This is a genomic window from Curtobacterium sp. ME26, from assembly GCF_903970945.1.
Lineage (GTDB): Bacteria > Actinomycetota > Actinomycetes > Actinomycetales > Microbacteriaceae > Curtobacterium > Curtobacterium citri.
Genome location: NZ_CAJCKG010000002.1, coordinates 86,547 through 109,442, shown reverse-complemented (window position 1 = coordinate 109,442; position 22,896 = coordinate 86,547). Strand labels below are relative to the sequence as shown.

23 protein-coding genes are annotated in these 22,896 nt (G+C 71.7%); 5 read left to right on the top strand and 18 right to left on the bottom strand.

Translation table 11 applies throughout. From position 1 onward, the window contains the following. Window positions 1-97 precede the first annotated feature (97 nt). The 7 genes from H7A69_RS01450 to H7A69_RS01420 form a co-directional block, all read right to left on the bottom strand. The gene (locus H7A69_RS01450; RefSeq protein WP_259346020.1) at window positions 98-2,029 is read right to left on the bottom strand and encodes a glycerol-3-phosphate dehydrogenase/oxidase; all 1,932 of its coding nucleotides are present in this window, start codon (window positions 2,027-2,029) and stop codon (window positions 98-100) included. Between the two features lie 92 nt (window positions 2,030-2,121). Continuing rightward, complete coding sequence (locus H7A69_RS01445) at window positions 2,122-3,243, bottom strand: GuaB3 family IMP dehydrogenase-related protein (protein ID WP_182045410.1); 1,122 nt, start codon at window positions 3,241-3,243, stop codon at window positions 2,122-2,124. Between the two features lie 60 nt (window positions 3,244-3,303). Then, window positions 3,304-3,489 (bottom strand): hypothetical protein, encoded by a 186-nt coding sequence (locus H7A69_RS01440; RefSeq protein ID WP_182045409.1) that lies wholly within the window; start codon window positions 3,487-3,489, stop codon window positions 3,304-3,306. 185 nt (window positions 3,490-3,674) lie between these two features. Next, window positions 3,675-4,535, bottom strand: coding sequence for an ABC transporter ATP-binding protein (locus H7A69_RS01435; protein ID WP_182045408.1), 861 nt, complete (start codon window positions 4,533-4,535; stop codon window positions 3,675-3,677). Then, the gene (locus H7A69_RS01430; protein ID WP_182045407.1) at window positions 4,532-5,419 is read right to left on the bottom strand and encodes an ABC transporter ATP-binding protein; all 888 of its coding nucleotides are present in this window, start codon (window positions 5,417-5,419) and stop codon (window positions 4,532-4,534) included. Before H7A69_RS01430 ends, H7A69_RS01435 begins: the two co-directional genes overlap by 4 nt. Further along, the gene (locus tag H7A69_RS01425) at window positions 5,412-6,398 is read right to left on the bottom strand and encodes a branched-chain amino acid ABC transporter permease (protein ID WP_069712841.1); all 987 of its coding nucleotides are present in this window, start codon (window positions 6,396-6,398) and stop codon (window positions 5,412-5,414) included. Before H7A69_RS01425 ends, H7A69_RS01430 begins: the two co-directional genes overlap by 8 nt. Before the next feature lie 12 nt (window positions 6,399-6,410). Next, window positions 6,411-7,853 carry a branched-chain amino acid ABC transporter permease gene (locus H7A69_RS01420; protein ID WP_223246603.1) on the bottom strand — a complete coding sequence of 481 codons (1,443 nt, stop codon included), beginning with the start codon at window positions 7,851-7,853 and terminating at the stop codon, window positions 6,411-6,413. Window positions 7,854-8,161: 308 nt separating this feature from the next. Between H7A69_RS01420 and guaB the strand changes: the two genes are divergently transcribed. Together guaB and H7A69_RS01410 are read left to right on the top strand one after the other, a co-directional pair. Continuing rightward, window positions 8,162-9,664 (top strand): IMP dehydrogenase, encoded by a 1,503-nt coding sequence (gene guaB, locus H7A69_RS01415; RefSeq protein ID WP_069712839.1) that lies wholly within the window; start codon window positions 8,162-8,164, stop codon window positions 9,662-9,664. A gap of 163 nt (window positions 9,665-9,827) precedes the next feature. Next, complete coding sequence (locus H7A69_RS01410; protein WP_182045406.1) at window positions 9,828-10,697, top strand: hypothetical protein; 870 nt, start codon at window positions 9,828-9,830, stop codon at window positions 10,695-10,697. Between the two features lie 123 nt (window positions 10,698-10,820). Here the strand turns inward: H7A69_RS01410 and H7A69_RS01405 are convergent, their stop codons facing one another. Next, on the bottom strand, window positions 10,821-11,639 hold the full coding sequence (locus tag H7A69_RS01405) for an SDR family oxidoreductase (protein WP_069712837.1): 819 nt from the start codon (window positions 11,637-11,639) through the stop codon (window positions 10,821-10,823). Between the two features lie 291 nt (window positions 11,640-11,930). On the opposite strand from H7A69_RS01405, the gene H7A69_RS01400 reads away from it, so the two are divergent. After that, window positions 11,931-13,265, top strand: coding sequence for an ABC transporter substrate-binding protein (locus tag H7A69_RS01400; RefSeq protein ID WP_069712836.1), 1,335 nt, complete (start codon window positions 11,931-11,933; stop codon window positions 13,263-13,265). A 184-nt stretch (window positions 13,266-13,449) separates the two neighbouring features. On the opposite strand, the gene rarD is transcribed toward H7A69_RS01400, so the two are convergent. Further along, window positions 13,450-14,412, bottom strand: coding sequence for an EamA family transporter RarD (rarD, locus tag H7A69_RS01395; RefSeq protein WP_182045405.1), 963 nt, complete (start codon window positions 14,410-14,412; stop codon window positions 13,450-13,452). 119 nt (window positions 14,413-14,531) lie between these two features. Next, complete coding sequence (gene groES, locus H7A69_RS01390) at window positions 14,532-14,828, bottom strand: co-chaperone GroES (RefSeq protein WP_056121496.1); 297 nt, start codon at window positions 14,826-14,828, stop codon at window positions 14,532-14,534. Between the two features lie 158 nt (window positions 14,829-14,986). On the opposite strand from groES, the gene H7A69_RS01385 reads away from it, so the two are divergent. Next, window positions 14,987-16,189 (top strand): class I SAM-dependent methyltransferase, encoded by a 1,203-nt coding sequence (locus tag H7A69_RS01385; protein ID WP_182045404.1) that lies wholly within the window; start codon window positions 14,987-14,989, stop codon window positions 16,187-16,189. 153 nt (window positions 16,190-16,342) lie between these two features. Here H7A69_RS01385 and H7A69_RS17260 read toward each other — a convergent pair whose 3' ends face one another. From H7A69_RS17260 to tsaB, 4 genes are all read right to left on the bottom strand, one after another. After that, window positions 16,343-17,128, bottom strand: coding sequence for a DUF4190 domain-containing protein (locus tag H7A69_RS17260; protein WP_220456167.1), 786 nt, complete (start codon window positions 17,126-17,128; stop codon window positions 16,343-16,345). A gap of 92 nt (window positions 17,129-17,220) precedes the next feature. Further along, window positions 17,221-18,276 (bottom strand): tRNA (adenosine(37)-N6)-threonylcarbamoyltransferase complex transferase subunit TsaD, encoded by a 1,056-nt coding sequence (gene tsaD / locus H7A69_RS01375; protein ID WP_182045403.1) that lies wholly within the window; start codon window positions 18,274-18,276, stop codon window positions 17,221-17,223. Next, on the bottom strand, window positions 18,263-18,799 hold the full coding sequence (rimI, locus tag H7A69_RS01370; protein WP_259346019.1) for a ribosomal protein S18-alanine N-acetyltransferase: 537 nt from the start codon (window positions 18,797-18,799) through the stop codon (window positions 18,263-18,265). The genes tsaD and rimI overlap by 14 nt, the downstream gene beginning before the upstream one ends. Further along, window positions 18,796-19,422, bottom strand: coding sequence for a tRNA (adenosine(37)-N6)-threonylcarbamoyltransferase complex dimerization subunit type 1 TsaB (tsaB, locus tag H7A69_RS01365; RefSeq protein WP_182045402.1), 627 nt, complete (start codon window positions 19,420-19,422; stop codon window positions 18,796-18,798). The genes rimI and tsaB overlap by 4 nt, the downstream gene beginning before the upstream one ends. A 142-nt stretch (window positions 19,423-19,564) precedes the next feature. Between tsaB and H7A69_RS01360 the strand changes: the two genes are divergently transcribed. Next, window positions 19,565-19,744 carry a hypothetical protein gene (locus H7A69_RS01360; RefSeq protein WP_141718952.1) on the top strand — a complete coding sequence of 60 codons (180 nt, stop codon included), beginning with the start codon at window positions 19,565-19,567 and terminating at the stop codon, window positions 19,742-19,744. A gap of 16 nt (window positions 19,745-19,760) precedes the next feature. On the opposite strand, the gene tsaE is transcribed toward H7A69_RS01360, so the two are convergent. From tsaE to H7A69_RS01340, 4 genes are read right to left on the bottom strand one after another with little or no spacing between them, the layout of a single operon-like run. Continuing rightward, window positions 19,761-20,267 carry a tRNA (adenosine(37)-N6)-threonylcarbamoyltransferase complex ATPase subunit type 1 TsaE gene (gene tsaE, locus H7A69_RS01355; protein WP_182045401.1) on the bottom strand — a complete coding sequence of 169 codons (507 nt, stop codon included), beginning with the start codon at window positions 20,265-20,267 and terminating at the stop codon, window positions 19,761-19,763. Next, a complete protein-coding gene (gene alr / locus H7A69_RS01350) occupies window positions 20,264-21,424 on the bottom strand; it encodes an alanine racemase (RefSeq protein WP_182045400.1) in 1,161 nt (386 codons plus the stop codon). Before alr (H7A69_RS01350) ends, tsaE begins: the two co-directional genes overlap by 4 nt. Further along, window positions 21,421-22,524 (bottom strand): alanine racemase, encoded by a 1,104-nt coding sequence (alr, locus tag H7A69_RS01345; protein WP_069712828.1) that lies wholly within the window; start codon window positions 22,522-22,524, stop codon window positions 21,421-21,423. The genes alr (H7A69_RS01350) and alr (H7A69_RS01345) overlap by 4 nt, the downstream gene beginning before the upstream one ends. Then, on the bottom strand, window positions 22,521-22,895 hold the full coding sequence (locus H7A69_RS01340) for a holo-ACP synthase (protein WP_069712827.1): 375 nt from the start codon (window positions 22,893-22,895) through the stop codon (window positions 22,521-22,523). The genes alr (H7A69_RS01345) and H7A69_RS01340 overlap by 4 nt, the downstream gene beginning before the upstream one ends. Between the last annotated feature and the right edge of the window lies 1 nt (window position 22,896).

Here is a 22,896-nt window from a genome sequence, read left to right as displayed (position 1 = left end):
TGCGGGCAACCGCCGAGGTCGCGCCCCGCGAACGGAGCGGGACCAGGCGACGGACGGGAGGCGCGTGGCGGGGTCGCCACGCGCCTCCCGTCCGTCCCTACTTCGGTTCGCTCGTCTTCTCGCCGACGACCTGCTCATCGGACGCCTTCGCGCCCTCCGCGCCGCTGGAGCGGCCGCCGCCGACCACGACGTCGTCCTCGTCGAAGCCGAACGCGATGTCCGGCGCCTCCAGGCGCACCCGGTCGGCGGACTGGTCGTCGGGCTGCAGCTGCGACTCGCGCTCCGCGGCGACGCGCTTCAGGTAGTTCGCGACCTCGTTCTCGGTGGTCTCCTGGTCCCAGCCGAGCACACCGGCCATGAGCTTCGCCGCGACCGGGGCTGCCTCCTCACCGCGGTCCCACGCCTCGATCGAGATGCGAGTGCGGCGGGCGAGGACGTCCTCCAGGTGCAGGGCACCCTCGTGCGAGGCCGCGTACACGACCTCGGCGCCGATGTAGTCGTCCGCCTGGGGCAGCGGCTCGGCGAGCGACGGGTCGTCCTTGACGAGCTGCAGGACCTCGGTCGCGAGCGTGCCGTACCGGTTCAGCAGGTGCTCGATCCGGACCTTGTGCACGCCGAACGTCCGCGCGGTGCGGCTGCGGCGGTTCCAGGCGGCCGGGTACCCCTCGGCGCCGAGCAGCGGGATGTCCTCGGTCGTCGACCCGGGGATCTTGCCGTCCATCGCGGCGACCGCCTCGTCGATGGCGTCCTTGCCCATCACGCGGTAGGTCGTCCACTTGCCGCCGGCGACGACCACCAGGCCGGGCACGGTGTGCGCGACGACGTGCTCGCGGCTCAGCTGCGAGGTCTGGTCGGACTCCCCGGCGAGGAGCGGTCGGAGGCCCGCGTACACGCCCTCGACGTCCTCCCGGGTCAGCGGGACCGCGAGGACCTTGTTGACGTGCTCGAGGATGTAGTCGATGTCCGCCGCGGTCGCCGCCGGGTGCGCCTTGTCGAGGTTCCAGTCGGTGTCCGTCGTGCCGACCAGCCAGTGGCGGCCCCACGGGATCACGAAGAGCACGCTCTTCTCGGTGCGGAGGATCATGCCCGTGTTCGACTGGAAGCGGTCGCGCGGGATGACGAGGTGCACGCCCTTCGACGCCCGCACCTTGAACTGACCGCGGGTGCCGACCATCGCCTGGGTGTCGTCCGTCCAGACGCCCGTCGCGTTGACGACCTGCTTCGCCCGGATGTCGAACTTCTCGCCGGTCTGGATGTCGTGCGCGTGCGCGCCGACGACCCGCTCCCCGACCTTGATGAAGCCCTCGATGCGGACCCGGCTCGCGGCGAGCGCGCCGTAGGACGCGGCCGTGCGGACGAGCGAGGCGACGTAGCGGGCGTCGTCGACCTGGGCGTCGTAGTAGGTCATGCCGCCGACGAAGGCGTCCTTCTTCAGACCCGGCATGTTCCGGAGGACCTGCTTGCGGCTGAGGTGCCGGTGGTGCGGGACGCCGGGCGGACGGCCGCCGGACCAGCTGAACACGTCGTACATCGCCATGCCGATGCCGATGTAGAAGCGCTCCCACACGCGGTGGTTGAGCGGGTAGAGGAAGCGCACGGGCTTCACGAGGTGGGGGGCGATCCGCTGCAGGAGCAGACCGCGTTCGATCAGGGCCTCGCGGACGAGGGCGAAGTTGAGCTGCTCGAGGTAGCGGATGCCGCCGTGCACGAGCTTCGACGAACGGCTCGACGTGCCCGAGCCCCAGTCGCGGGCCTCGACGATGCCGACGCTCAGGCCACGGGTGACCGCGTCGAGCGCACTGCCGCCGCCGACGATCCCGCCGCCGACCACCAGGACGTCGAGCTCGCGGGTCTTCAGCGCCTCGATCGTCGCGGCGCGCTCGTCCGGGCCGAGCTTGGCGGACGGGTCGAAGCCGACCCCGCTGCCCTGGGCGGTGTGCTCCTGCTCCGCGTCGTGGACGGTGCTCGCGGCACCCGCGGTCGTCGCGTCCGTACTGGTCTGCGTGCTGCTGCTGGCTGGCTTGGCCATCGTCGCCTCCGTGCGGGTTGCGCGCACGGAGCCGGCCTCCGCGCACGGTCGGCACCGAAGGCGTCACCCGCGCGGGAGCACGGGTGCCACCGTCACTGCTGGTGGTACGGCGCCACGACCACTTCTACTCGCTGGAACTCCTTGACGTCGGAGTATCCGGTGGTGGCCATCGAGCGACGCAGGGCGCCGACGATGTTCGCCCGGCCGTCCCAGGTCGGGGTCGGGCCGTTCAGCACGTTCTCCAGCGGGGCGATCGTGCCCACCTCGACCCGGCGTCCGCGGGGCAGCTCCGGGTGGTGCGCCTCGGCACCCCAGTGGAAACCACCGCCGGGCGCCTCGGTGGCGCGCGCCAGGGCGGTGCCGAGCATGACGGCGTCCGCGCCCATCGCGATCGCCTTGACGACGTCGCCGGCGGTGTCGAGGCCGCCGTCCGCGATGACGTGCACGTACCGGCCGCCGGACTCGTCCATGTAGTCGCGGCGGGCGCCGGCGATGTCCGCCACCGCGGTCGCCATCGGCGCGTGGATGCCGAGGGCGGCACGGGTCGTGGACGCCGCACCACCGCCGAAGCCGACGAGCACGCCGGCGGCACCGGTGCGCATGAGGTGCAGGGCTGCGGTGTAGGTCGAGGCGCCACCGACGATCACGGGGACGTCGAGCTCGTAGATGAACTTCTTGAGGTTGAGGGGCTCGGTCTCCTGCGACACGTGCTCCGCCGACACCGTGGTGCCGCGGATGACGAACAGGTCGACACCGGCGTCGACGACGGTCTGCGAGAACTCCTGCGTGCGCTGGGGGCTGAGCGACCCGGCGACCGGGACCCCGGCGGCGCGGATCTCGGCCAGGCGCGCGGTGATCAGCTCGGCCTTGACCGGCTCGGCGTAGATCTCCTGCATGCGCTTCGTGACGTTGCCGTCGGTCAGCGTCCTGATCTCGTCGTAGAAGGGCGTCGGGTCCTCGTACCGGGTCCACAGGCCCTCGAGGTCGAGCACGCCGAGGATGCCGAGCCGGCCCATCTGGATGACCGTGGCGGGCGAGGAAACCGAGTCCATCGGTGCCGCGAGGATCGGGGCCTCGAACGTGAAGGCGTCGATCGACCACTGGACGCTGACGTCCTGCGGGTCGCGGGTGCGCCGCGAGGGGACCACCGCGATGTCGTCGAACGCGTACGCCCGACGTCCGCGCTTGCCTGCACCGATCTCGACTTCAGTCACCGGGCAAGCCTAGCGGGCGGCCCCCAGGAGTGGGACGGGTGGACGGTGCAGCAGCGCCGGTCACCGAGGGGGTCGGACGCGCCGCTTCCGGATCGCCCGCAGGACCAGGCCGAGCAGGAGCGCGAGCACGACGAGCGCGGCGAGCAGGGCGGCCGCGACCTTCACCAGGAGTGCGGCGCCGACGAAGAGCACGGCGAAGACGACCCAGACGAGGGCGTCGAGCACGAGGGGGCCGGGGGTGCGCACGGCGTCACGCTAGCCGACGGGCGGAGGCGGGCCGTGCCTCCAGGCCGGGGCGCACGCGGGTGGCGGAGGTGGAACGCACCGCTCGCCGTCACGTGAGGACGGAGCCGCGCGGCGCATCAGCAGCCAGCGCGGCTCCGTCGGGTGCGGGTACCACCCCCACAGCAGTACCCGCGGGTCGACCCCGCTCAGCGAGCGGAGTCGACGTCCTTGGCGAGCGTCCCCAGGTAGAGCTCGATGACCTTCGGGTCGTCGGCGAGCTCACGCCCGGTGCCCGAGTACGCGTTCCTCCCCTGGTCGAGCACGTACCCACGATCGCAGATCTGCAGACAGCGTCGCGCGTTCTGCTCGACCATGATGATCGACACCCCGGCCTTGTTGATCCGACGCGTCCGGATGAAGGTCTCGTCCTGCCGCACCGGCGACAGGCCCGCGGAGGGCTCGTCGAGCAGCAGCACCTTCGGGTCCATCATGAGCGCACGCGCCATCGCGACCGACTGCCGCTCACCACCGGACAGGGAGCCCGCCCGCTGGGTGCGCCGCTGCCCGAGCACCGGGAACAGGTCGTAGATGACCTCGAGCCGCTCGGCGAACTTCTTCGGGCGGAGGTACAGGCCCATCTGCAGGTTCTCCTCGATCGAGAGCGAGGGGAACACGTTGTTCGTCTGCGGCACGAAGCCGACACCGGCCTGCACGAGCTTGTTCGCCTTGAGGTTCGTGATGTCCTCGCCCTGCAGGCTCACGGAGCCCTCGCGGATGGAGACCAGGCCGAACAGGGCCTTGAGCAGCGTCGACTTGCCGGCGCCGTTCGGGCCGATGATGCCGATGAGCTCGCCCGGGTAGCAGTCGAGGTCGCAGCCGTTCAGGATGTTGACGCCGGGCAGGTAGCCGGCGACGAGGTTCTTCGCGGTGAGGACGGGTTCGACGGTGGCGGTCGCGGTCGCGGTCGCGGTCGCGCCCGTCGCGCCCGTCGCGCCCGTCGCGTTCGTCGCGTCCGTCGTCGGACTGGAGGCGCGGCTCGCGTCCGCTGCGTTCGTTGCGTCGGTCATCGGGTCGCCTCCTGCTCGTCTTCTTCCTTGACCTCTTCGGCCAGCTCCTCGTAGGTCTCCTCGTTGAGGAGCGAGTCGTCGCCCAGGTCGGTGTCGTGGTGCGCGCCGAGGTACGCGTCGATGACGGCACGGTCGTCCATCACCGTGTCGGCCGGCCCCTCGGCGACGACCTTGCCCTCGGCCATCACGACGACCCAGTCCGAGATGTGCCGGACCATGTGCATGTCGTGCTCGACGAACAGCACGGTCATGCCGTCGTCGCGCAGGGACTGGATGTGCCCGAGGAGCGACTGGGTGAGCGCAGGGTTCACGCCCGCCATCGGCTCGTCGAGCATGATCATCGTCGGGTCGGACATGAGCGCCCGCGCCATCTCGAGGAGCTTCCGCTGGCCGCCCGAGAGCGATCCGGCGTAGTCGTCCTGCTTCTCGAGGAGCTTGAAGCGGGCGAGCAGGTCCTCGGCCTTCGCGGTGATCTCCCGCTCGCGCTTCCGCCACAGTCCGGGGACCAGGCCGACGAAGAAGTTCTCCCCCGGCTGGTCGCGGGCGCCGAGCAGCATGTTCTGCATCACCGTCAGGCGGCTCAGCGCCTTCGTGAGCTGGAACGTGCGGACCATGCCCTTGTTCGCGATGTGGGTCGCGCTCGTCTTCTGGAGCGTGTCGCCGTTGAAGCGGGTCGTCGCACCGGGGCTCGGCTTGTCGAAGCCGGTCAGCAGGTTGAAGAACGTCGTCTTGCCGGCGCCGTTCGGACCGATGAGGGCGGTGATGGTGCCGCGCTGCACCTCGAGGTGGTCGACGTCGACGGCGGTCATGCCGCCGAAGTGCCGGGTGACGCCGTCGACCGTGAGGATCGGGTCGGACTTCGTGTGGGTGTACGTCTCAGACACTGAACGACAGCTCCTTCTTGTTGCCCAGGAGTCCCTGTGGCCGGAACACGATGAGGAGCATGAGCGCGATGCCGACGAGCACGTAGGAGAACTGCTCCGCCTGCTGCGCGTTCATGATCGAGTCGGGGATGAAGTCCCCGGCCAGGGTGCGGACGAAGAGCCGCACGACGAAGAACAGGATCGCCCCGAGCACCGGACCGAAGACGGTCGCGGCACCACCGAGGATGAGTGCCGTCCAGATGAAGAATGTCATCGAGCGACCCATGGCATCCGGTTGCACGGAGCTCGGCAGGACGTAGATGACCCCGGCGAGCGCACCGAGCGCGCCACCGAACACGAGCGCCTGCATCTTGTACGAGTAGACGTTCTTGCCGAGGGACCGCACGGCGTCCTCGTCCTCGCGGATGGCCTTCACGACACGACCCCACGGGCTGCGCATGAGCAGGAAGAGCACGAGGGTGAAGAGCGCGACGAGGCCCCAGGCGGCGATGCGGATCCACCAACCGTTGACGCCGTTGTTCGAGTAGGTGAACCACAGGATGCTCGTGGTGCCGTCCGGCAGTGGGCTGAGGGCGTTGAACGGGTCGCGGTAGGCCGAACCGGCGATGCCGTTCGAACCGCCGGTGGTGTCCGTCAAGAGGCTGGAGCGACCGACCATGCGGATGATCTCGGCGCCGGAGATCGTCACGATCGCCAGGTAGTCGCCGCGCAGCCGCAGGGTCGGGATGCCGAGGATGACCGCGAAGACGATCGCCACCGCCAGCGCGACGAGCACCGCCATGACGAAGGGCAGGCCGTTCGTGATCGAGATCGCGAAGCCGTAGGCGCCGAGCAGCAGGAACGCCGCCTGGCCCATGTTGATCAGGCCGGTGAGGCCGAAGTGCACGTTGAGGCCGATGGCGGCCAGGGCGAACGCCGCCGTGGTGGGGGCGAGGGCCTCCTGCGTCAGTGACGACAGCAGGCTGAGGATGTAGTCCATGTCGGTGCTCCCTTAGCCGATGCGCTCGGCGCGACCGAAGATGCCCTGCGGCCGGAACAGCAGGATGAGGATGAGGATCACGAGGGCCGTGGCGTACTTGAAGTCACCCGGCAGCACGAGGTTCGTGAGCTCGACGACGATGCCGATGATCATCGAACCGACGAGGGCGCCGTAGGCCGTGCCGAGACCGCCGAGGGTGACGGACGCGAACATGAGCAGCAGCAGCTGGAGGCCGGTCTGCCAGTTCACGCCGTTGAGGACCAGGCCGAGCATCACGCCCGAGAGCCCCGCGAGGCCGGCCGCGAGCGTCCACACGAACCGGATGACCCGGTCGACGTCGATGCCGGACGCCGCGGCGAGCGCCGGGTTGTCCGAGACGGCGCGGGTGGCCCGGCCGAAGCGGGTCTTCGCGAGGAAGAGCCCGGTGCCGACGAGCACGACGAGCGCGATCGCCATGGCGACGTAGGACTGCACGGTCAGCGTCAGCCCCGCGAAGGTCACCGTCTCCGGGTTGCCCTGCTGGATGCGGACGGTCGAGGCGCCGAAGAAGTACTGGAACGCGTACTGCGCGGCGATCGAGAGCCCGATCGTCACGATCATGAGCTGCGTCAGGCTGATCCGCCGACGCCGCAGCGGTCGCCAGATCGCGGCGTCCTGCAGGTACCCGGTGGCCGCGCAGAGCAGCGTGACCACGATCCCGGTCACCCAGATGTTCCACCCGAGCTGGTTCGCGAACACGTAGGCGAGGAGGCCGCCGAGGGTGACCTGCTCGCCGTGCGAGAAGCTCGACAGGCCGGTCGTGCCGTAGATGAGCGAGAGACCGACCGACGCCAGGGCGATGAGGAGCCCGAGTCGGATGCCCGACGCGAGCTGCTGCCAGGCGCGGGCGGCGCTGACGCTGCTCGTGTCCGCGGTGGTGGTCGCGCCCTGCTGGTCGGAGAGCTGGAAGATCTGCCCGACGTTGGCGTTGAGCGTCGCGTTCACCTTGCGCTCGGCGTCGGCTGCGTTCGTCAGGTACTGCCCCCGCGGCAGCGACGACTGGTCGACGCTGACCGTGTACTGCCCGGCGGTCGTGACCGAGACGGACCAGCGGCCGGAGTCGTCGGTGGTCGCGGTCTGGGCGAAGCCGCCCGCACCCGCCACGTCGACGTCGATGCCGGCGGCCGGCTTCCGGTCGGAGTCGAGGATGGTGCCCCGGATGCAGCCGTTCGTCGGACTGACCGTGCAGGGCCCGGTCGCGGCACCGCTGCCCGCGGGGCTGCTGCTCGCGGGGGTGCTGCTGGCGGACGGGGCGCTCGTCGCCGCCTCGGCCGAGGGCGACACTGCCCAGTCGACCGCGAAGGTTGCGAGGAAGGCGAGGAAGAGTACTGCGGCGAGGACCAGGCGGTTGCGACCTGGTGCCCCACGGCGGAGTCGGCGCATGAGCGCTGACCCCGGCGGAGTGATGGAACCCACGGATGAGCCTCTCGTTCGGATAGTCGAGGACCCTAGGGATTTTTTGTGTCCCCCGTGTTTCCAGCACGTCTCCTGCACAAATCGTGCTGCTTTCGTGACCGACCCCGCGCAGATCCGCACGAAACCGCCCGTCCAGCCGGTACACGGACTCTCAGGGACCGGATCTCGCCCCGACCGCGGCTCCGCGTGCCGCGACGGCTCGGGGGACAGCGGAATGGCCGGCGGGTCGCGCGCGTTACCATGGCCCATCGGGAACCCGACGTTGCGCCCCGGTGCCGACCACTTCACCTCGCCCACGAAGGGGACCCATGGACCAGCCGGATCCGTTCGGATTCATCGGACTCACGTACGACGACGTCATGCTCCTGCCGGGGCACACCGACGTCATCCCGAGCGAGGCGTCCACGACGTCCCGGCTCACCAAGCGCATCGACGTGCACGTCCCGCTGCTCTCCGCGGCGATGGACACCGTCACCGAGGCCCGGATGGCGATCGCCATGGCGCGCCAGGGCGGCATCGGCATCCTGCACCGCAACATGTCCATCGAGGACCAGGCCGCCTACGTCGACAAGGTCAAGCGCTCCGAGTCCGGCATGATCACGAACCCGGTCACGACCACCCCCGACGCCACCGTCGCCGACGTCGACGCCGTGTGCGGTCAGTTCCGCGTCTCCGGCCTGCCGGTCGTCGAGTCGGACGGCACGCTCGTCGGCATCATCACGAACCGGGACATGCGCTTCGTCGCCCCGTTCGAGATGGCGACCACGCTCGTCCGCGACGTCATGACCAAGGCGCCGCTCATCACCGCGGCCGAGGGCATCGATCCCGAGGAAGCGGTCGCGATCTTCGCGCAGCACAAGATCGAGAAGCTGCCGCTCGTCGACGCCGACGGCAAGCTCCGCGGGCTCATCACCGTGAAGGACTTCGACAAGAGCGAGAAGTACCCGGACGCCACGAAGGACGACGAGGGCCGGCTGCGCGTCGGCGCCGCGATCGGGTTCTTCGGCGACGCCTGGCAGCGTGCCGAGGCCCTGCGTGACGCGGGCGTCGACGTGCTCGTCGTCGACACCGCCAACGGCGAGAGCGAGGGCGTGCTCGACATGGTCCGTCGCCTGAAGGCCGACCCGTCGTTCGCCGGCATCGACGTCATCGGCGGCAACGTCGCGACCCGTCAGGGCGCCCAGGCGCTCATCGACGCGGGCGTCGACGCGGTCAAGGTCGGCGTCGGCCCGGGCTCCATCTGCACCACCCGCGTCGTCGCCGGCGTCGGCGTGCCGCAGGTCACCGCCGTGTACGAGGCGTCGCTCGCCGCTCGCGAGGCCGGCGTGCCGGTCATCGCCGACGGCGGCCTGCAGTACTCCGGCGACATCGCGAAGGCCCTGGTCGCGGGTGCGGACACCGTCATGCTCGGGTCGCTCCTCGCGGGCACCGACGAGTCCCCGGGCGAGCTCGTGTTCGTCGGCGGCAAGCAGTACAAGGCCTACCGCGGGATGGGCTCCCTCGGCGCCCTGCAGACCCGCGGCGAGAAGACCTCGTACTCGAAGGACCGCTACTTCCAGGCCGACGTCCCCTCGGACGAGAAGCTCATCCCCGAGGGCATCGAGGGGCAGGTGCCCTACCGCGGCTCGGTGGCGAACGCCGTCTACCAGCTCGTCGGCGGGCTGCGGCAGTCGATGTTCTACGTGGGTGGCCGGACCGTCCCGGAGCTCAAGGCCCGCGGCAAGTTCGTCCGCATCACCGCGGCCGGACTGAAGGAGTCGCACCCGCACGACATCAAGATGGTCGTCGAGGCCCCGAACTACCGAGGCTGACCCGCCTCTCCCCTTCCGCAAGACGCAACGTCGGCGGTTTCTCGCAGCAGTACTCCGCTGCGAGGGACCGCCGACGTTGCGTTTCGCGATCGTGCGCTCGCCGTTCTCCACAGATCCGGACGACGAGCCGCAGCGTCCCCGTGACTGCCCGAAGCTCGTCCGCATGCACGAACCCCTGCCACTCGTCCTGCTCACGTCCGACGACCGGGACGCGCAACACCGCGTCCGGCGGGGCGAGCTCGTCCGGCTGACGCACGGCGTCGCGGTCGAGGCCGACGCCCTGCGATCAGCATCGGTGCGCGAGCGGGCACGGACCGAGCTCGAGGCCGTGATCACGACCGTCGGTGAGTGGCGCACCCTGTCCCACCGCTCGGCCGCACTGCTCTGGGGTCTGCCCGACGTGGATCGGCCGGACCGGCGCGTGCACGTCACGGACCCCCTGCTCGGCACGACGCACTCCGGTCGTCGTGTCGTCCGCCACGCAGCGGCACTCGGTACCCACGAGGTGACGACGATCGACGGGCGTCGGGTCACCACGCTCATCCGGACCGTGGTCGACCTCGTCCGCAGCACGTCGTACGAGAACGGCGTGGCGGTGCTCGACCACGTCCTCCGTACGGGGTCGACCGACGCGGACGAACTCCGCCGTGCGTTCGCGGCGTGGCCGACACCGCGGGGCATGACGCGGGCCCGCCGCGCCCTCCGGTTCGCCGACCCCCGGTCCGAGTCGCCCGGAGAGTCCGTCAGTCGCGTCCGCATCGACGAGGACGGCTTCCCACCGCCGGTCCTGCAGCAGGAGTTCGGTCGGTACCGCGTCGACTTCTGGTGGCCGCGCGCGGGCATCGTCGGTGAGTTCGACGGCCTCGAGAAGTACGACGGGCCCGACGCCGTCCGGCGGGAGAAGACACGGGAGCAGGCCCTGCTGGTGCGGCCGGAGGTGCGCGGCGTCGTCCGCTGGGGCTGGTCGGAGGTGCGCACCCCGGGGCGCTTGCAGACGCTCCTGCGCACCACGGGCCTCCCGACCGGAGCCTGACGGACCGCAAGACACAACCCGGGCGGTTCCTCGCAGCGGGATGTCCCTGCGAGGAACCGCCCACATTGCGTTTTGCGGAAACGCAACGCGACGCCCGGCCGCCCTCCCGCCCGCCGCCGGCCCCTACGCGCTCCGCCAGTCGTCGCTCGTGATGTGGCTGCCGCCGTGCGGGCCCATCTGCAGCATGCCACCGTCGACCGGCAGGGACACCCCGGTGATGTACGACGACGCCGGCGAGGCCAGGAACGCCACCGCGGCCGCGATCTCCCACGCGTTGCCCGGACGACCGAGCGGCACCCCCGGGCGGTCGATGGTGTGCGGGTCCTCGTCCTCGGCGCCGGTCATGCGGGTCGCGATCTCCCCCGGTGCGACCGCGTTGGCGGTGATCCCGTGCTGCGCGAGCTCGATCGCGATCGTCTTGAGCAGCCCGCCCAGCCCGTGCTTCGCGGCGTCGTACGCGCTCGAGCCGTACCGCGGCTGGTGCTCGTGCACGCTCGTGATGCCGATGATCCGCCCGCCGGTGCCCTGGTCGACCATGCGTCGTGCAGCCGCCTGGATCGTGACGAACGCGCCGTCGAGGTCCGTCGCGACCGTGTGCCGCCACTGCTCGAGGGTGATGTCGAGGAAGGGGGCGTTGTCGCCGGTCCCGGCGTCAGCCACGATGACGTCGACCCCACCGAGCTGCGCCGCGAGGTCGTCGATGACCGCACCGGCCCGGTCCAGCTGGGTCACGTCGATCTGCGCGACGAACGCCCGGCGTCCGGCCTGCCGGATCTCCGCGGCGGTCTCCTCGGCGCGCTCGGGTTCGGACAGGTAGGTGATGCCGACGTCCATGCCGGCGGCGGCGAGGGCCACGGCGGTGGCCTTGCCGATGCCGGACTCGGCGCCGGTGACGATGGCTCGGGTCGGACGGAACGTGGTCTCGGAAGCTGCGTCGCTCATGCCCGGGACCGTACGCGCGGCCGGTGGGGTGCCCGCACGGGTCCGTCGGACGTCGGATCCGGCGCCGTCCAGGGAGCGCTCCAGACCTCGGAGACCGTCCGGACGGACTCCTCATCAGGCCTTCCCGTGCGCCTGCTCAGTTTCGTCACGGGTGTGTAACGAAACGTCCAGGTGTCGATCCTGGACACACACGCGAAACACTTCGGCCCTAGTTTTCTCGGCAACCCACGCGGAGGTGACCGCGCTCGACCCGATGCGGTTGAGCCTCCGCGCAGAGAAAGGGCTCCACGGATGACCAGAACCACCCGTGCCACCACGGCACTGGCAGTGGCGGGAGCGGCAGCGCTCCTCCTCGCCGCGTGTTCCACCGGCGGCAGCGCCGAGTCGACCTCCTCCGCGTCGGCAGGCGGTGCGAAGAAGGACCCGGCTGCCAGCTGCAAGGCACCCGACACCCCCGGTACCGACGCGCTGAAGATCGGCACGATCCTGCCGCTCACCGGCACGCTGTCGTACCTCAACCCGCCGGCCGAGTCCGGTGTCGGCCTCGCGGTCGAGGACATCAACGCCGCGGGCGGCGTGCTGGACAAGGACGTCAGCATCGACCCCGCCACCGACTCCGGTGACAGCAACGACATGACCGTGTCGAGCTCCGCGGCGACGAAGCTCGTCAACGCCAAGGTCCCCGTCGTCATCGGCGCCGAGTCGTCCAGCGTCACGCTGAACGTCATCGACCAGCTGACGAGCAACTGCATGGTGCAGATCTCGCCGGCGAACACCGCGACCGACCTGTCGGGCTACTCGTCGCACTACTACCGCACCGCTCCGCCGGACTCGGTCCAGGGCTCGGCGCTCGGTCAGCTCATCACCGGTGACGGCAACGCCACGGTCGCGTTCCTGGTCTTCAACGACACCTACGGCACGGGTCTCCGCGACACCGTCCAGAAGGCGGTCGAGGACTCGGGCGGCCAGGTCGTCTACGGCGGCAAGGGCAAGGGTCAGGAGTTCCCGCCCGGACAGACGACGTTCTCGTCCGAGGTGACGGCGGCCCTCGCGGCCAAGCCGGACGCCATCGTGGTGCTCGCCTTCGACGAGACGAAGTCGATCATCCCCGAGCTGAAGTCGCAGAACGCCGACATGGCGAAGATCTACATGTCCGACGGCAACACGGCGGACTACTCGAAGGACTTCGACCCGGGCACCCTCGAGGGCGCCCAGGGCACCATCCCCGGTGCGAGCCCGAAGGACGAGCTGAAGCAGCGCCTGGCGGACTTCTACAAGAAGTCGTCCGGCAAGGAGCTCGCCGACTACTCGTACGCGGCCGAGTCCTACGACGCCACCACCCTCGCCGCGCTGGCCGCGGTCAAGGGCAAGGGCACCGACTCCGGGACGATCCAGGCCAACATGGCCGCGGTCTCCGGTGCGGACGGCGGCACCGAGTGCTCGACCTTCGCCGACTGCAAGAAGCTGCTCGACTCCGGTGAGGACATCCACTACACCGGCCCGTCCGGCATCGGTCCGTTCGACAGCAAGAACGACCCGTCGAGCGCCTACATCGGCATCTACAAGTTCGACGGCGACAACAAGCCCGTCTACCAGACCGCGATCCAGGGTTCGGTCTCGAAGTAACACCGCTCGACGTCGGCCCCGGACCTCTCGCAGGTCCGGGGCCGACGTCGTCCCCGCGAGACTCGCGTCCGCGGACGGTTTCGCGGGCGCGGTACCGCGAAACTGTCCGCATGGCCGAGTCTCGGCACAGCGCTCCGGACCGCGCGCGGGCACCGAGGCGGACGGGAGGCGCTCCCCGCCTCCGTCAGGCCGGCTCGACCGCCGCAGGTGCTGACGTCCGGCGCCGCGCTGCCCGGGCGGCCGCGAAGCTGTCGACGGTGAGCACCACGAGCGCCACCCAGACGATGCCGAAGCCGACCCACCGTGCGGGCGGCATCGCCTCGTGCTGCACGACGACGCCGACGAGCAGCTGCAGGACCGGCGCGAGGTACTGCGTCAACCCGAGCGTCGACAGGCTGACCCGCCGTGCGGACGACGCGAACAGCAGCAGCGGCACCGCCGTCGCCGGGCCGGTCAGCACCGTGACGACGGCGTGCGGCCACCCCTCGCTCGTGAACGTCAGGCCGCCCCCGAGTCCCGTGACCCCGAGCACGACGAGCGCACCCACCGCGATCGGCAGCAGCCACGCGGTCTCGAGCGTCAGCCCGCTCAACGCGTCGACCGTCCCGCCCACGCGCTTCTTGACGAGGCCGTACAGCCCGAACGAGAACGCCAGCACGAGCGAGATCCACGGCACCTGCCCGTAGCCGATCGCGATCACGACGACGGCCGCGACGCTGATGCCGACCGCCGCCCACTGCGCCGGCCGCAGGCGTTCGCGGAGGACCACGACGCCGAGCGCGATCGTCACGAGCGGGTTGATGAAGTAGCCGAGCGCCGCCTCGACCGTGTGGCCCGTCGTCGTCGCGGCGACGTACACGGTCCAGTTCACCAGGATGAGCACCGCGGCGAGGCCCATGACGAGCACCACCCGAAGCTGGGCGAGCAGGGAGCGCGTGCGGAGCCAGGAGCGGGTGACGGCGATCGCGACCGCGCAGAACACCAGTCCGAAGACGATGCGCCAGGCGACGATCTCGAACGCACCGGCGGGGCTCATCGCCGCGAAGAGCAGGGGCATGAGGCCCCAGAGGCCGTACGCCACGATCGCCTGGACCACGCCGACGGACGCCTCGCTGCGGACCGGCCGGGCCGGCACCTGTTCACTCACGGAACCATCCTAGGAAGCCGGTCGGACGCTGCGGAGCGGCACCGCGCCTCCCGGCCGTCACCGGACGCAGGAACGCCCCGCCGGCTGGGAGCCGGACGGGGCGTTCGTGGGGCGTGAGCTCAGTGCTCGATGACCGCGAGGACGTCGCGCGCCGAGAGGACGAGCAGGTCCTCGCCGGAGTACTTGACCTCGGTGCCGCCGTACTTCGAGTAGATGACCTTGTCGCCGACGGCGACGTCGAGCGGGACGCGGTTGCCGTTGTCGTCGATGCGACCCGGACCCACGGCGACGACCTCGCCCTCCTGGGGCTTCTCCTTCGCGGTGTCCGGGATGACGAGACCGGAAGCGGTGGTCTGCTCCGCCTCGACCTGGCGGATGACGATGCGATCCTCGAGCGGCTTGATGGTGACGGCCACGGTGACCTCTTCTTTCTCGGTACTGACTCGGTACAGATGGGAACCGGTTGGCACTACGCACAGGAGAGTGCCAACGCGAGTCTAGGGACAGTCTGGCACTCGGTCAATCCGAGTGCCAGCACACGGCCGGGCTCCCGGCGACCTGCGAGGATCGTCGGGTGGAAGCCGCCGATCTCGCCCAGTTGCTGACCCCCGAGGGGATGGCCCTGCTCGACCGTACCCCCGGTGTCTCGGACGGGGGCGAGATCGTCCGCGTGGTCTCGCGGCTGCGCGCCGAGGGGCACGACCCCGGGCTCGTGGCCGCCGTCCTCACGCAGGCGAAGCTGCGCCAGAAGGCCCGCGGGAAGTTCGGCGACTTCGCCGGGCGCATGCTCTTCACCGAGGCCGGACTCGAGCAGGCCACTCGGCTGCGGGTCGCCGCACAGCACGCCGGACGCTTCGCCGCCGCCGGCCTGACGCGCGTGGCCGACCTGGGCTGCGGCATCGGCGGGGACGCGATGGCGATGGCCGCGCTCGACCTCGACGTCACGGCGGTCGACCGCGACGAGGTGACCGCGGCCGTCGCGACGCACAACCTGGCGCTCTGGCCGAACGCGCGCGTCGAGCTCGGCGACGCCGCCGAGTTCGACCTGTCCCGCGTCGACGGCGTGTGGATGGACCCCGCGCGTCGGACGGCCGGGCACGCGAACACGAAGCGCCTCGCCGACCCGGACGACTGGTCGCCCTCGCTCGACACCGTCTTCGCCGCGGCCACGACGACCCCGACGGGCGTGAAGCTCGGACCGGGCATCGACCGCGACCTGATCCCCGACACCCTCGAGGCGCAGTGGGTCTCCGTCGACCGCGAGGTCGTCGAGCTCGTCCTCTGGTCGGGCCCGCTCGCCCGCGCCGGCGTCCGGCGCGCGGCGACCGTCATCGGTGCCCACGGGATCGCCGAGCTCACCGGTCCCGCCGACGCGGAGGACGTCGAGGTCGGCCCGGTCGGCACCTACCTGTACGAGCCCGACGGCGCCGTCATCCGCGCCCGGCTCATCGGCGACCTCGCCCGGTCCCTGGACGGCCGGATGCTCTCGGACGGGATCGCCTACGTCACCTCGGACCGGGCCGTCACGACACCCTTCGCACAGGGGTTCCGGGTGCTCGACACGATGCCGCTCGACGTGAAGCAGCTCGCCGCCCGCCTGGCCACCGAGGACGTCGGCACCGTGGAGATCAAGAAGCGCGGGGTCGACGTCGATCCCGCGCAGTTCCGGAAGCGGTTGCGGCTGCGGGGGCGCCGGTCGGTCACGCTGGTGCTCACCCGCCTGGAGGGACGGCACACCGCGGTCCTGTGCGAGCGGCTCGCCGGGGTGGCCGGGTAGGGCGCGGGAGCGCGTCGGCGCGGGTCCGGCGTCGGCGCGGGTCCGGCATCGGCGCGGGTCCGGCGTCGGTGTTGCGTCGGTTGCCGCGTCTCCTCGGCAGGAGGACAGGACCCCGCGAACCGTTCGCGGGGTCCTGTCGTTCTCGCGGAGTGGTCAGCCGATGAAGGCGCCCGAGTCGTAGTCGTACGAGTCGGAGTAGCCGTGCGACGAGGCGATCGCGATGATGAAGACGACCGCGAACAGCACGTACAGCCCGGTCAGGACCCACCCGCCGATGATCCCGGCGAGCGCCAGGCCGCGGCCGGCCTCACCGGACTGCTTGATCTTGCCGAGGGCGATGTGGCCCATGATCGCGCCGGCCGGGCTCGACAGGATGACGAGCGGCCAGATGATGATGCCCGCGTAGGCGAAGACGATGGACAGGATCGCCAGCGTGTTCGTCCGCGGACGCTGCGCGTAGGGCTGGTACCCGCCGGTGGCGTACGGCGCCGCGTAGGGGTTGCCGCCCTGCGGCTGCGCGTACGGGTTGCCCTGGGGCTGCGCGTACGGGTTGCCCTGGGACTGCTGCGCGTACGGGTTCGCGCCCGCCTGACCGTAGGGCGCGCCCGTCGGCTGCTGCCCGTACGGCGTCTGCTGGCCCTGCGGCGCCTGCCCGTACGGGGCCTGCTGCCCCGGCTGGGGCTGCTGCCCGTACGACGACGGGCCCTGCTGCCCCTGGGGCGCGGTGGAGCCGCCGGTGACGCCCTGGGCCGCGGTGCCCTGACCGGACCGCGACCACGGGTCCTGCGCGCTGCTCGACGGCGCCGACATCGGGGGCTGGTACGCACCCGACTGCTGCCCGTCCTGGTGCCGGGCGTCGGGCTGCTGGCCGTCGCGCTGTTGGCCGTCGGGCGACCCGTTCGACTCGCCCGGCTTCGGCCACTGGTTCTGATCGGACACCGTCCACCCCTCCTCGGCGCCCGGTCGGCGCCCGAGAGGATCCTCCCACAAGCGCCTCCGCCCGGTCTCGGCAGCCCGGCCGGGCCCGCCGATCAGACCTGGACGGTCGTCACCGGCAAGGTCGAGTCGGCGGCGATCCCGAGGTCGCTCGGCGCGTGCCCCTCGGCCACCAGACGCGCACCGATCGCGGCGATCATCGCGCCGTTGTCCGTGCAGAGGTCGAACGGCGGGATCCGCAGCGCGACGCCGGCTGCAGCGCACCGCTCCTCGGCGACGGCGCGGAGCCGGGCGTTCGCGACGACCCCGCCGCCGAGCAGCAGCCGGTCGACGCCGGTGTCCCGGCACGCGGCGAGCGCCTTCGTGAGGAGGACGTCCACGACGGCCTCGCGGAACGACGCCGCGACGTCCGCGACCGGCACCTCGCGGCCCTCGTCGCGGCACTTCTCGACCCAGCGCGCGACGGCCGTCTTGAGTCCCGAGAAGGAGAAGTCGTACCGGTGCGCCGCCATGTCCTTCGGCAGCGTGAGGCCGCGGGGGAAGCGGATCGCGGTCGGGTCGCCGTCGGCAGCCGCCCGGTCGATCTGCGGGCCGCCGGGGTAGGGCAGGCCGAGCAGCCGCGCGACCTTGTCGAACGCCTCGCCCGCGGCGTCGTCGATGGTCTCGCCGAGCAGTTCGACGTCGCCGACCAGGTCCCGCACGAGCAGCAGCGAGGTGTGCCCGCCGGAGACCAGCAGCGCCACGGTCGGCAGCTCGATCGCGGTGTCGTCCGCGCGCAGCACGTCCGCGCCGACGTGCCCGACGAGGTGGTTCACCCCGTACAGCGGCTTGCCGGTCGCGACCGCGAGCGCCTTGGCCGCGCCGACCCCGACCATGAGCGCACCGGCGAGCCCCGGTCCCGCGGTCACCGCGACCGCGTCGAGCTCGTCGAGCGTCACGCCCGCGCGCTCGAGGGCCTCGTGCAGGGTCGGGGTCATCGCCTCCAGGTGGGCCCGCGCCGCGACCTCGGGCACGACCCCGCCGTAGCGCGCGTGCTCCTCCATGCTCGACGCGATCACGTTGGCCAGCAGGGTGGTGCCGCGGACGATGCCGATCCCGGTCTCGTCACAGCTCGTCTCGATGCCGAGCACCAGGGGTTCAGTCGCGCTCACCGAGGGTCTCCTGTCCGATGGGTCCGGGGCCGGGCGGCGCGGGTGCGAGCGTCGCTCGCATCACCCACGCATCGACACCGTCCGGCTGGTAGTAGCGGGGGCGGACGGCGATCTGCTCGAAGCCGGCCGCGGTGTACATCGCCTGCGCGACGGGGTTGTCGGCACGCACCTCGAGGAACACCTCGTGCACCCCGCGCCGACGGGCCTCGTCGAGCAGTTCCGTGAAGAGCGCCCTCCCGATGCCCCGCCCCCGCTGCTCGGCAGCGACGGCGATGGTCTGCACGTCGGCGACGGGGTTGCCGGCGAGCGAGGACAGCCCGGCGTAGCCGACGACCGTCGGGGCGCCGTCCTCCGTGGTCTCGACCACGACGTAGTACCCGTGCGGCGACCACAACTCGCCCGCCATCTGCGACGCCGACCAGGCGTCCGTCGGGAACGAGGCGTGCTCGAGCCACATGATGTCGTCGAGGTCCTGCGGGACCGCCCGGCGCATCCGCAGTCCGTCCGCCGACGGTCCGGTCACCGGACGACCCGCTTCGGGGCTCCCGGCACCGTCACGTCGGGGTCGCGCAGGTACAGCGGGGTGTCGTCCGCGAAGGGCGCGCCGGAGGCGAGCCGGTCTGCGGCGATCGCCCCGAGCCTCCCGGCCGGCACCGTCGCGACCGTCACCCGGTCCCAGCCCACCGCGTCCGGACGGGAGGCACGGATCGCCTCGTCCAGGTCCGCCGGCCTGGCGAGTCCCGGACCCGCCACCCGCGTGCCGGTCCGGTCGTACGCGCTCCAGTAGACCTCGCGCCGACGCGCGTCCGTCAGGACGACGAACGGGCCGTCCTGGGCCTGGTCGGCCGCGATCGCGTCGTGGCTGACGAGGGGCAGGACGGGGACGCCGAGGGCGGCGGCGAAGGTCCGCGCGGCGGCGATGCCGACGCGCAGCCCGGTGAAGGGACCGGGGCCCGTGCCGGCGACGACGCCGGTGACGTCGGCACCGGTGATCCCGGCCTCGGCGAGGACCTCGGCGAGGAACGGCCCGACGACCTCGGCGTGACGGCGGGAGTCGTCGGTGCTGCGCTCGGCGACGGTCCGGCCGGTCGTCGGGTCGACGACCGCGACGGAGGTACCGGCGGACGTGTCGATGGCGAGGAGCACCCGTCCATCGTAGGTGGGACCGCGCCGCCAGGTTTGTGAGCAAGCGTTTGCAGAATCACCGTCGGTCGAGTAGGAATACTCTCCGGTGATGTTCTGCCGGACACATGCAGAGCACACGCGACACGAACAGGAAGGACGCCCGATGCCCTGGACCCCTCGTACCGCCGTGCACCGCGACCCCGACCAGTGGCGCCGTCGCGGGCTGACCCCGCCCGCCGAACTCGAGGCGCTCGTGCACGCCCGGGTGGGGTGGCTCCCCGTCGCCGAGCCGAGCTACGCCGACTTCTTCATCGACCCGACCGCTCGCCTTCCCGGCGAGTGACCACCGCGGGAACCCGTCAGAGTGCGGTGTCGGCCCACCGCGCGCCGGTCGCGGTGACGACGACCCGTCGGGGTTCGTCCGGCACGTCGTCCGGGTCGAGGTCGTCCGTCGACGCGTCCGCCCCGGTCGCGCGGACGATCTCCACGTCGAGCACGGCGTCGGAGATGCCGTCGACGAACCCGCGGCCCCACTCGACGACCACGATCGCGGCGTCCCAGTCGAGGTCGAGGTCGTCGAGCTCGACCGGGTCGCTCAGGCGGTAGGCGTCGACGTGCACCAGGTCCGGCCCCGCCGAGGTGGGGTGGGTCCGGGCGAGCACGAAGGTCGGGCTGGAGACCTGTCCGCGTGCGCCGAGGGCCGCGCCGAGGCCGCGGGTCAGCGTCGTCTTGCCGGCACCGAGCGGCCCGGTGAGGACGACGAGGTCCCCCGCACGCAGGACCGCGGCGAGCCGGGCGCCGAGCGCGCCCATCTCGTCGGTCGTCGACACCGTGGTGTCGAGCAGCACGCGGGGGGCGTCCGTCACGGCTGCTCCCGCAGGTAGTCGCCGACGCGCCCGCCGACCTCGTGTCCGACGACCTCGCGCGGGACGCGCGCGCCGATGCGGCACGTCACCTCCTCGCCGATCGTGCCGAGCGCCGCGCCCCACTCGAGGACGGTCATCTCGCCGTGCTCCCCCGTGCCGAAGAGCACGACGGGGTCACCGACCCGGACCTCGTCGTCGCCGACGTCGACCAGGAACTGGTCCATGGCGACCCGACCGGCGACCGGGTACCGCTTGCCGGCGATCGTGACCTCGATCCGCCCCTGCGCCAGGCGCGGGACACCGTCCGCGTAGCCGACCGGCACGAGGGCGAGCGTCGTCTCCGCGCTGGTGCGGTACGTGTAGTCGTACGAGACGCCGGTGTCGACGGGCACGCGCTTCGTCTTCGCGACCGAGGCCGTCAGCGTCATCACCGGCTCGAGCCCGAGGTCCGCGGCGGAGACACCGTCGGCACCGGGGATGCCGAACAGGTTGGCGCCCATCCGGACCATGTCCTTCCGGAACTCCTTGCGCTCGAGCCCGGCGAGCGACGCCGCGACGTGCTCCATCGGCAGGTCGAGTCCGAGGTCCTCCGCCGCCTCGACGGCGCGGTCGAACACCGCCACGGCGGCGCTGTCGTCGTCGTCGGAGGACTCGGCGAGGTGCGTGTACGCGGCGACGACCTCGATCCGACCGGCACGCTGCGCCTGCACGGCCAGGGACACCAGGTCGGGCCAGACGTCGGCCGTCGCGCCGTCGCGGTGCAGACCGGAGTCGACGCCGAGGTGCACGCGGGCGGGACGCTGGTCGACGGCGTCGACGACCCGCTGCAGCTCGGTGACGTTCGAGACGCCGAGGTCGATCGCCGAGTCGATCGCGTCCCGGAAGTCGAGCCCGGGGTCGTGCTGCCAGGTGAAGAGGTGGACGTCCTCGCCGATGCCGATCGACCGCAGTCGCAGCGCCGCGGGCACCGTCAGCACCCCGATCCACCGGACCCCGGCGTCGACGGCGGCGAGGGCGATCGGCTCGAGGCCGTGCCCGTAGGCGTCGGCCTTCATGATCGCCATGACCTCGACCGGTGCCATCCACCCGCGGACCAGGTCGAGGTTCGACCGGTACGCGTCGAGGTCGATCCGGGCCCGGCGCAGCGGCGCGTTCACGTCGTCCTCCGTTCCACGCTGCGGCCGACCCTCGCGACCACCTCGTAGTTGATCGTGCCGATCGCGGCCGCCCACTCCTCGACGGCCGGGTCGCCGTCGGCGGGGTCGCCCCAGAGCACGGCCTCGTCGCCGACCCGGACGTCCGCGTCACCGATGTCGATGTGCATGGCGTTCATCGCGACGCGTCCGACGACGGGGAAGCGACGGTCGCCGATGCGGACGGACACCCGGTTGCCGAGGTCACGGTCGAAGCCGTCGGCGTAGCCGAGCCCGATCACCGCCAGGCGCGTGTCCGTCTCCGCCCGCCAGGTGTAGCCGTAGCTCACGCCCTCGCCCGCGGCGACCGGGACGGTCCGGAGCACGGCGGCGGTCACGCGCATCGCCGGGCGCAGCCCGAGGTCGGCGGACGAGCGGTCGGCGAACGGGCTCAGGCCGTACAGCGCCAGCCCGACCCGGGCGGCGTCGTGCCGCGTCTCGGGCACCGCGATGCTCGCCGCGCTCGCGGCGAGGTGCACCACGTCCGGCACGATGCCGTTCGCCGCGAGCCCGTCGAGGGCCCGCTGCAGCGCGGCGTCCTGGTCGAGGTCGTCCGCACGCGAGGCGTTCGACAGGTGCGACATGAGCCCCTCGACGCGCGTGCGCCCACCGGACCGGGCGATGCGTCCGGCGGTCGCGAACAGCTCGGCCCACTCGGACTCCACGGCGCCGTTGCGGCTCAGGCCGGTGTCGACGCAGACGTGCACGGCCGGCACCTCGGAGTCGGCTGCCGCAGCCAGCTGGGACACGCTCGAGACCGCCGGGGTGACGTCGTACTGCGCGGCCCGGCGGAAGTCCTCGTCCGGGGCGTGCAGCCACGAGAGGATCCGCACGCCCTCGTCGATCCCGGCCCGGCGGAGCGCGATGCCCTCGTCGACGTCCGCGACCCCGAGCCACTCGGCGCCCGCGTCGACGAAGGCCCGTGCGGCGTGGAGCGCCCCGTGGCCGTACGCGTTCGCCTTCACGACCGCGATCACCCCGGCGGGCGCGACGCGCTCGGACACGGTCACGTAGTTGGCGATCAACGCTTCGCGGTCGACCGTGATGCCGGTGAACGCGGTCATGCGCTCCCCCCTTCGATGACGACGAACGCCGTCGCGATGCCGCCGTCGTGCGACAGCGACAGGTGGACGTCGGTGACGCCGCGGTCCGCCGCCACCCGACGGGCCCCCTCGTGCAGGGTGAGCGACGGGTTCCGCTGGTCGTCGGCGACGACCTCGAGCTCCTGCCAGCTCAGTCCCGCGCTCGACCCGAAGGCCTTGATGAGCGCCTCCTTCGCCGCGAACCGCGCGGCGAGCGAGGACACCGGACGCGGTTCGCCGTCGCGCAGCAGCTCGGCGGGGGTGAACAGCCGGGTGCGCAGTGCCGGAGTGCGTTCGAGCACACCCCGGAACCGCTCCGTGTCGACGACGTCGACCCCGATGCCGATGATCACG

Excerpts from the sequence above, each read along its gene's own strand:
- alr (WP_069712828.1), bottom strand. The coding sequence starts at position 22,524 with ATGACCGCGTTCACCGGCATCACGGTCGACCGCGAAGCGTTGATCGCC.
- H7A69_RS01400 (WP_069712836.1), top strand. The coding sequence starts at position 11,931 with ATGACCAGAACCACCCGTGCCACCACGGCACTGGCAGTGGCGGGAGCG.
- H7A69_RS01405 (WP_069712837.1), bottom strand. The coding sequence starts at position 11,639 with ATGAGCGACGCAGCTTCCGAGACCACGTTCCGTCCGACCCGAGCCATC.
- H7A69_RS01435 (WP_182045408.1), bottom strand. The coding sequence starts at position 4,535 with ATGACCGACGCAACGAACGCAGCGGACGCGAGCCGCGCCTCCAGTCCG.
- H7A69_RS01410 (WP_182045406.1), top strand. The coding sequence starts at position 9,828 with ATGCACGAACCCCTGCCACTCGTCCTGCTCACGTCCGACGACCGGGAC.
- guaB (WP_069712839.1), top strand. The coding sequence starts at position 8,162 with ATGGACCAGCCGGATCCGTTCGGATTCATCGGACTCACGTACGACGAC.
- H7A69_RS01425 (WP_069712841.1), bottom strand. The coding sequence starts at position 6,398 with ATGGACTACATCCTCAGCCTGCTGTCGTCACTGACGCAGGAGGCCCTC.
- H7A69_RS01450 (WP_259346020.1), bottom strand. The coding sequence starts at position 2,029 with ATGGCCAAGCCAGCCAGCAGCAGCACGCAGACCAGTACGGACGCGACG.
- H7A69_RS01360 (WP_141718952.1), top strand. The coding sequence starts at position 19,565 with ATGCCCTGGACCCCTCGTACCGCCGTGCACCGCGACCCCGACCAGTGG.